This is a genomic window from Silvanigrella sp. (assembly GCF_044369315.1).
Classification (GTDB): Bacteria; Bdellovibrionota_B; Oligoflexia; order Silvanigrellales; family Silvanigrellaceae; genus Silvanigrella.
This window is the reverse complement of record NZ_JBIPMD010000133.1, coordinates 1-8,898: the sequence shown is the minus strand read 5'-3', so window position 1 is coordinate 8,898 and position 8,898 is coordinate 1. Positions and strand designations below refer to the sequence as shown.

Sequence of the window (8,898 nt, the reverse complement as noted above, 5' to 3'; positions counted from 1 at the left end):
AGCAAAACCCAAAAGATTGGTTACCTTGGAATTATCTTGATACTATCAACAAAATCAAAAACCACTCTCTATAAAAAATTTAATTCCATTCATTGTGTTTGTAAAATGCACTTATTGGGAGGACACCCAGCAAAAAGACAGATTGAACTTCTATCATATAATAATCTAACAACTTTCTTTAAAACTTGTAAATTCTAAAACTCTTTAAACTTGAACAACTAAAATAATTAATTTTATAACAAAAACTTTTATTAAAAATGAATTTTAAATATAGATAAATCAAAAAAACCATATATTCTTAATAGAATTTATGGTTTTAATGGATGTAAACCTAAACTAAATCATGAAATTTTTTCTTTAGCAAATTATCAAAAGAAATTTTTCTGAGATGTTGCATTATTAAATCAACAGATCCCCTTTCACCATATGGATTTATAGCTGAATGAAGATTACTTTGAAAAGATTCCTTGTAAATGTCATCTAAAGCAGAACGAATCGACTCAAAATTCGGCTCACAATCTATAACACTTGAAGCTTTAAGTCTTCCTTTTTGTCTATCTCCAATGTTTATCGTTGCTTTCCTAAAAGAAGGAGCTTCTAATAGACCACTTGACGAATTTCCAATTACAGCATCAACTTGAGAAAGACATGATAAGTAAAGCAATTGCCCAAGAGATTGAAATAACACTGAATTATCATTTTCCTTAACAAATTCTTCAATCATTTTCGCAAGAATTTTACTATCTTGATCTGCATTAGGCATCGTAAATATAAGCAAACAATCTTTTCTTAATGTAAGCGCTTTAAGTAACTCACCCATTTGTTGGCACGAAGTAAGATTTTCAAGCGTAACAGGATGAAAAGTTATAAGAAGATTTTTTTTCTTAAACTTTAACTTAAGATATTTTTCAATTTGCTCTCTTGGTAAAAGATTAATTCGATGAATAGCATCTACTCCAAGCCCCCCGACATTAAAAACATAGTCAGGATTTTCTCCGAGTTGTATGACTCTATTTCTATATTCATTCGCAGCTACAAAATGTATATGAGAAAACTTTGTTAATGCGTGACGTATGCTTTCATCCATAGCACCAAGAGTAACTTCACCACCATGTAAATGGGCAATCGGAATCCTATGAAACAAAGCAGAAATTGCTGCTCCTAAAAGTTCATATCGATCGCCTAAAATGAGAATTAAATCTGGATTAAAATCAGCATATGCTTGAGAAAAACCTGAAATTGATAAAGATGTGGAATTAGCAATATCAATTGCATTATCTCCTTCTATTTGCAAATCAATTTTTCTATTTATTATAAATCCATCTTCCTCAATTTCTTTATAAGTAGTTCCAAATGTATTAGAGAGATGACTTCCTGTTACAAATAAAATAAGTTCAAAATCATCTGAATTAGATATTTCTTTAATTAAATGCTTTAACAAGCCATACTCTGCACGAGTACCAGTAACAACGCATATTTTTCTTTTTGTTTTCATATATATTATTAGAAATCAATTAACTCATCAGTATCAAAATCTCTGCAAGCTAATTTTCCTAATACCTCCTCATATCTCATAGGACTAATACCATTTCCAGGACGCTTAATACCTAAATTATCTTTTGTGAAAACATCTCCTTTTGAAATCTTTAAGTTAGCCACTAATGATTTTCTTGCAATATTAATATTTTTTAATTCACTTGAGGATACTTGTTTTATTCCATCTCCTAGAGCTAACTCAACAGATCGAATTGATGAAATCATTAACTTTAATTCTTCAGGCTCCAAACTTGCTTTATGGTCTGGGCCTATCATTTTTCTATCTAATGTAAAATGTTTTTCAATCAAACAAGCTCCTAAAGCAACTGCTGCAATAGGAATTTCAATTCCCATCGTATGATCAGAATAACCAACTTTTATGCCAAATGCTGTCTTAAGAGTATTCATAGCCAAAAGATTAACTTCATTTATTGGTGCTGGATATTCTGTAGTACAATGAAGAATCGTTATATCTTCTCTTTTAGCCCCATATTTCAACAATACCGAAATAGCATTATCCACATCAGCTAATGTAGACATTCCAGTTGATAAAATAATTTTTTTCTTATAGGAAGCAACTGCCTTAAGATATGGATAATTAGTAATTTCACCTGATGGAATTTTAAATAAATCAATTCCTAATGAGAATAAAAAGTCTAAACTTTGAATATCAAAAGCTGTTGATAAAAAGTTAATTCCACAATTTTTAGAGTGATTTATTAATACTTGGTGATTCTCTCGTTTTAGTTCTAATCGACGTATCATTTCAAAGTGAGTTTCATCAATATTTGAGTTCTTAATTTGATAATCTGCTCGTGTGGCATTTTGAGTAACCAGTTCATTAGCTGTAAAAGTTTGAAATTTAACATAATCAGCACCAGCATTAGCCGCAACCTCAATTAAACGCTTTGCAAGTTCTAAATCACCGTTATGGTTTACTCCTGCTTCAGCAATGATTATTGTTTTTTTCATCTAGCAACTTCCTTTACAAAGTAAAAGTTTTAATTTTGAAAATTTTTTTTAAAATTAATAAAGTAATAATTCTCTAATCGCAAAATAGATTTTTTGGGGAAATTTATTAAAGTATTAAAAACAAACTCATCTTCTAGGTTAGGATTTAATTGTTCATATAAATTTTCCCATTGTCTACACCATGAATTAATATGATTTACAATTAATATCAAATCACTTCTTTGCTCATATGAAAATAAGTGAATATGATTTAATATCATATCAGAAATTTTCTCATTATTTTCTTTTATTATCTTAGCAAACATAAATTTTTTATTACAATTAAGGTATTCTTGATACATTAAATAGCCCGCTTGACAACTAAGTAGCAAGGATTCCAAAAAATTTTCTTGTTAGTTAAGTCTTCACTAGTTATAGTCATTGAACGCTCTTTGTAATTATTATTTTATACTTGATTTAAGAACAAATTCATAACCATGAATAAATATTTTTGGCGGAAAATTTTCAGTAAATGTAGCTCTAATTATTTTTTCAATTTCATCTTTTGAAACATTTTTATCAATTATTGATAGATCATCAAGATCTTTGATTTTCCTATTTATCCCAGACCATTTTTCATCTTTCGACTGCTTAAGATAATCAGCCCCCTTAATAGATATAGCACTTGTTATATCAAAAAATAAATCCATAAGTTTAATATGTGTTCTTTCAAGAAGTGAATTTACATTATCAAGTTTGTGAATTGGGAAACGGCGACATTCGATTATATTACCATCATCAACTTTCTCATTCATAAAGTGTGCAGTGACTCCATACATTTTTGAATCTTCAAATAATGCAAAATTAAGACAACCGCTACCTGGATATTCCGAAGGACCAGGATGAAAGTTTACAGCAGCTATTCTAGTTCTATTAATAAGAGATTTTGGGAGTATAAAAAGGCTTCTGAAGCAAAAAATATAATCCCCGCTCCACATTGCTGCACTTTCTGGTAAGGATTCTCCACGGCATTTTGAAAAAACAGGAGTTATATTGAAGTTTAACCTTTTTAAATGCATCAAAGCTTTAGTAGTTAATTCACAATGAGCTCTTCCAAAGAATAAAACTTCGCACTTATTATCTGAAACCTGAGAATCTTTTTGTAAATTTAAAGACATCTTTGTATCCTTTATAATAGTACTTTTAAAATCATTGATAATAACTGTCGTATTTAATACTTCGAACAATACCAATATATTAAATTGATTATACTAGTTAGCAGACACGATCAACAATCAAAAGAATTCAATTTTTTATTTTTAAGAATATGAATCAATCTGCCAATTTTAAAGAATATTTATATAACTAAGAAAATTTTTAGGTAAATATTTAAAAAAAGATTATTATTTATCAACCACTCACTTTAGGCATAAATTTAGCAACCGCTTTTTTCACTTCATCAAGCCCAGCTTCTTTCGTAATATAAAATACATTTTCATATTTGAAGCCATTTTCTCCACCCTGATTCACTAAATTGCTACTAAAAAAGATAAAAGGGGTTTGAATTTTTTCTTCACGCAAAGCAACTAAAAAGTGTGGTCCTGTCATGCGGGGCATACGAACATCACAAACGATGGCTACAATTCTTTCACTGATTGGTTTTTTATCTTCCTGTTGAAAGTATTCTAAAGCTTCTAGACCATCACCAGCTTCAACAGATTCCCAACCGGATTGTTTCATTGCTCGTTTTACAAGACGACGAATATCTTGTTCATCATCAACTATAAGTACAAGCGGTTTGTCTTTTCCAGAAAATACTGCAGAAGACACATTTGCTGTATCAGATGAAGAATCATCTTTATCTGATTCATCTTTATGATCTTCTGTTTCTTGGAAACAATTTAATCCTAAACTAAACATGATATGTGAATCTTGTAAAATAGCTTCAAACTTTGCACTTCCTGGCATTTTATTTGCAAATTTTTCTAGAGTATTTGTCGCAATTTTTTGTTTTCCACCAGGGATACAAGCACATTGTGCAGATATCGTAACAAATTCTTCATTTCCATTTATATCAATATAAATAACACTGTTACCTTGTGGTATTACATTACAAAGCTCAGCAAAAGCTGCATTTAACCACATAATAAAGTTAACAGGGTTTGCTAAAACAGCGGGATCATAATTTTCATCTTTACGTATTTTATTAATTACACCTTGAGTTGTAAAACGATGCACATTTAACATTAAAGCATCATCGACCATGCTCATTATTTTAGTAATTTGAGTTTCAGAAAGTTTTGGATTTGAAAATTTTCTAAACCAAACAGCAAGATCTTGAATATCTTGCATATACTGTAAAGCTTTTTTCATATCTTCTTGAGCAATAGGATCAGCAAGAGTTGGTGTTATTTGAGTTTGTAATATTCCGCGACACATTGTAATAGGATTTATCAACTGATGAGCAATATCCGCCCCAATTTCTGATATGGTATTCATTCGAACAGAATAATGTAATTCCGCTTGAGCAGACATTAAATCCGCCATTTTTTCTCTCATTTGCGCATGAGTACTTTGCAGTTCATCATACATTTTAGTTAAACTAAGATCTGCAATTTCCATACAGATTAATATTTCTTCTCCCGTTGAATTCGCAATTACAATTTTATGTAATTTAACTTCTGCTGGAAAAGAACCAACAGGACCTCTTCTAACTTGTCTTTGAAAATCGTACGCTTGTCCTAAACTCATAGCAATATTAAAAAGATCATAAATTAATTTATGATCTTTTTTATCAAAAAGATCGCTAATATTAACTTTAGCAGCCGATTTTCCTGCACCACCAAACCAAGTTTGTTTTTTAAATGTAGCATTACACCAACGCATAAAATGATCATCAGGACTGAATAAGGCAATCCCTGTTGAAACATTTTTTAGAATTTGTGCTGCAAGGGCTTTATCTAAATCCTTGCTGAACTCAGCTGACATAGCTAATTTTTTTCCTCAGCTTCAAAAAAATGAAAACTTCTTAATCGACTGTTAAAATCTTTAAATCTTTTTTCAAACCTCATTAAACATACAATTTCTGTCTTTTTTCCTGGCTGAACTGTTACTATAAAATGGTGAAGTCTATCAAAAATAAGTTTAATTCCTAATCCACCGCTCGCTCTTTTTCCCATGGATTCTGTTTTTTGATTTTCGTCCATATACTGCATAACTGTTTTTTTAGTTAAAGTACCAAATGGATCAATTACAGAAACACCAAATACTTCACCATCAAATCCCCATTTTACTTTTACAGCTTCATTTTCATCTAATTCAAAGACCTCATTACGTGCCATACTTTTTAACCTTGGATTTGCATCAAAAACAGCATTTAATAAAAGTTCATCAGTTAATTCACAAACTCTTTGAGCATATTGTTGAAAACGTTCTGTATTACCACCTATTTTTAATACAAAACCTTCCAAATTTGTTAAAGCTTCTCTTTTATCAATCTGACTTTTAATTTTTTTTTCATTAAATATATTAGGAAACCCTAGATGTTTATCTAAACCTGGATAATCTTTTGTCTCAAATTTTTTTAAAAGTAAAATTAATTCACGTGCATCAAATTCACCATTATTTGTAGCAACAAAACATTGAATATTAATACAGTCAATAAGGCTAGGAATAACTTTTTGTAAGGTTTCTTGAAGGATAACTATAATTCTACTATCAGGATAGGCAAAAGAAAACTCTTTTAAAAAATCTACTTTTTTAGCATCTGCAAAAAGGAAAAAACGTTCTTTTTTTTCTTTAGAGGCAAATAATTTTGCATCTTCTTCTGTATTACAAGGCTGAAAATCTACCCCTGCTGAACGAGTTAACATTCCAAGTTTGTTTTGAAAGGCTATGGAATCAGGTAAAAAGCAGACAACTTTCAAGCAGCTTCTCCCTTAAATCTTTTTATATTTGATGAAATAAAATAAAAATATTCATTGGGTTCAAAATCAATTTCTAAATCAAGACCGTCTTTACTTTTCATGATCAAACTAAAATCATCATAACTTTCTAAAATTGGGATTTCTTTTCCAAGAGTAAGTAACAAAGTTTCATGTGTATCATTAGATGGACAATAGAAGTTGGCTTGAATACTTTCTACTCTCGTTTTATCACTTAAAAAATCACTAATATTAAATTGCTCAACCAACCAGCGTGGTACGTTAATATAAATACACATCCCATCTTTAAAACTGTCAAGAATTTTATACCAAGCTAAAATCCCGCAAGAGTTTGCTCTTTTCACTTTTGAAAAATCAAGGCGTATTACTTTATCCTTAGAATTGGCAAAAGCTTGTTCCAGTCCCTTTTTGATATTATCAATTGAGGACTCTTCATTTAAGAGACCTGAAAACTCAATAGTTGTATTATTTACTACCACTTCCATCCCTTGCACCTCAAAAGCAGACGACATATTGATGTTCATTTATCGGTCTTAAAAATGACCTCTTTAGTTTATCCAGAACTTGCTACATTTAGCGCCCAATCCTATAAGTATTAGGTTGGCCTTTTTGGGCTCTCTTTCAAAAGATCATCTCATCTTACTTTATTATTTCCCTTTTAGGAGATTCTACTATGTCTACACGGATAGAAACAGATAGTATGGGCGAAATTGCCGTGCCACAAAATGCATACTGGGGTGCTCAAACCCAAAGAAGCTTTCAGAATTTTAAAATCAGTGGAGAAAGATTTCCTCGAGTGTTTATAAGAGCTTATGGACTAGTCAAAAAAGCGGCAGCACAGGTAAATAGCCAATTAGGGGAACTCGACTCACAAAAAGAAAAAATTATCAGTCAAGCCGCTGACGAAGTTATTGCGGGTAAACATGATGATCATTTTCCGTTAGTTGTTTGGCAAACAGGATCTGGCACTCAAACAAATATGAATTTTAATGAAGTCATTTCAAATAGAGCCATTGAAATAGCAGGCGGCGAAATTGGCAGCAAAAAACCAATTCATCCAAATGATGATGTAAATAGAGGTCAAAGTACCAATGATAGTTTTCCAACAGCAATGCATGTTGCTGCTGCCATTGCTATATATGAAAACTTTATTCCATCAATAGATAAAATTATTGGAACCTTTGAGAAAAAAGCAAAAGAATTTGAAAAAATTATTAAAATTGGAAGAACACATCTTCAAGATGCAACACCTTTAACTCTTGGCGATGAAGTAAGTGGCTGGGTTATGCAACTTAAAATGTGCAGAAAAGCAGTCTTAAATTCTATGGAAATGGTTTGTGAGCTTGCAGCGGGGGGAACAGCCGTCGGTACAGGTTTAAATTCTCATAAAGATTATGCTAAAGGCATAGCAAAAAAACTATCCGAATTTACAAAGATTCAGTTCGTAACTGCACCAAATAAATTTCAAGCTTTGGCAGGACAAGAAGCTCTTGCAAATTTGTCTGGCGCTCTAAACACAACTGCAACCGCATTTATGAAAATTGCAAACGACATTAGATGGCTTGCAAGTGGCCCTCGTTGCGGAATTGGTGAAATTTCTATTCCAGAAAATGAACCCGGAAGTTCTATTATGCCAGGCAAAGTGAATCCGACTCAAAGTGAAGCCGCAACTATGGCTTGTTGCCAAGTTATGGGGAATCACGTTGCTGTTACCATAGCTTCAAGTCAAGGTAACTTTGAACTTAACGTTTTTAAACCTGTTATTATTCATAATGTGCTTCATTCTATTCGATTACTATCAGATTGTTTTGTTGGCTTTGAAGAACATTGTGCTTCTGGAATAAAAGCAAATCAAGAAAGAATTAATGAATTAATGCAAAAATCATTAATGCTTGTTACAGCACTAAATACACATATTGGTTATGATAAAGCAGCTAAAATAGCTAAGACAGCTCACCATAATGGAACAACATTAAAAGAAGAAGCCATTGCACTCGGTTATTTAACTGCAGAACAATTTGATGTTTGGGTTGATCCAAGTAAAATGCTTTCTCCGCATGGAAAGTAAATTAACTTTAAGGCACTAATGTTTATTTAGTGCCTTTTTTATTTACCAATCCATTGAATAAATACGACTCCTGGCTTTCCTGATTGGCCATTTGTCCCTTTGTTTCCATTTGTACCATTCGTACCAAATGAGCCACTTTGTCCAGTTGTTACTTGACCACTTCCATTACCTCCTAATCCTCCTTGTCCCACTTGGATATCGATTGTTTCTCCAGGAGTTACCTTAATTGTTACTTCTTCAACAAGAGCATGAAAGCCAGTTTGGCCGTTTGCTCCATCACGTGTCCTCCCAATAAGTGATTTTTACAAAGCATAAATCCAGAATTAAATATCCTTTTGAGGAGGAGATTTAAATGGAGATGGAAAATAGACTTTTAAAATTGTCAGAGCAAGTTGCTTT

Annotated in this window: 9 protein-coding genes; 2 read left to right on the top strand and 7 right to left on the bottom strand. The window is 31.6% G+C overall.

What is annotated here, in order from left to right; translation table 11 throughout:
- On the top strand, nucleotides 1–198 hold a 198-nt coding region (locus ACIQ56_RS11020), incomplete at its 5' end, for a hypothetical protein (RefSeq protein ID WP_397601110.1).
- A gap of 133 nt (nucleotides 199–331) precedes the next feature.
- Here the strand turns inward: ACIQ56_RS11020 and neuC are convergent.
- From neuC to ACIQ56_RS10990, 6 genes are all read right to left on the bottom strand, one after another.
- Nucleotides 332–1,495, bottom strand: a complete 1,164-nt coding sequence (gene neuC / locus ACIQ56_RS11015) for a UDP-N-acetylglucosamine 2-epimerase (protein ID WP_397601109.1) — start codon at nucleotides 1,493–1,495, stop codon at nucleotides 332–334.
- Between the two features lie 8 nt (nucleotides 1,496–1,503).
- Nucleotides 1,504–2,508 (bottom strand): N-acetylneuraminate synthase, encoded by a 1,005-nt coding sequence (gene neuB / locus ACIQ56_RS11010; RefSeq protein ID WP_397601108.1) that lies wholly within the window; start codon nucleotides 2,506–2,508, stop codon nucleotides 1,504–1,506.
- 440 nt (nucleotides 2,509–2,948) lie between these two features.
- A complete protein-coding gene (locus tag ACIQ56_RS11005) occupies nucleotides 2,949–3,665 on the bottom strand; it encodes a formyltransferase family protein (RefSeq protein ID WP_397601107.1) in 717 nt (238 codons plus the stop codon).
- Between the two features lie 232 nt (nucleotides 3,666–3,897).
- A complete protein-coding gene (locus tag ACIQ56_RS11000) occupies nucleotides 3,898–5,475 on the bottom strand; it encodes a response regulator (protein WP_397601106.1) in 1,578 nt (525 codons plus the stop codon).
- A 2-nt stretch (nucleotides 5,476–5,477) separates the two neighbouring features.
- On the bottom strand, nucleotides 5,478–6,413 hold the full coding sequence (locus tag ACIQ56_RS10995) for a hypothetical protein (RefSeq protein ID WP_397601105.1): 936 nt from the start codon (nucleotides 6,411–6,413) through the stop codon (nucleotides 5,478–5,480).
- Entirely contained in the window at nucleotides 6,410–6,910 is a 501-nt protein-coding gene (locus ACIQ56_RS10990; protein ID WP_397601104.1) for a hypothetical protein, read from the bottom strand. The genes ACIQ56_RS10995 and ACIQ56_RS10990 overlap by 4 nt, the downstream gene beginning before the upstream one ends.
- A 194-nt stretch (nucleotides 6,911–7,104) precedes the next feature.
- Here ACIQ56_RS10990 and fumC point away from each other — a divergent pair, with 194 nt between their 5' ends.
- Nucleotides 7,105–8,499: a class II fumarate hydratase gene (gene fumC, locus ACIQ56_RS10985; protein WP_397601103.1), complete on the top strand. Its 1,395-nt coding sequence runs from the start codon at nucleotides 7,105–7,107 to the stop codon at nucleotides 8,497–8,499.
- A 38-nt stretch (nucleotides 8,500–8,537) separates the two neighbouring features.
- On the opposite strand, the gene ACIQ56_RS10980 is transcribed toward fumC, so the two are convergent.
- The gene (locus ACIQ56_RS10980; protein ID WP_397601102.1) at nucleotides 8,538–8,690 is read right to left on the bottom strand and encodes a hypothetical protein; all 153 of its coding nucleotides are present in this window, start codon (nucleotides 8,688–8,690) and stop codon (nucleotides 8,538–8,540) included.
- Nucleotides 8,691–8,898: the final 208 nt, after the last annotated feature.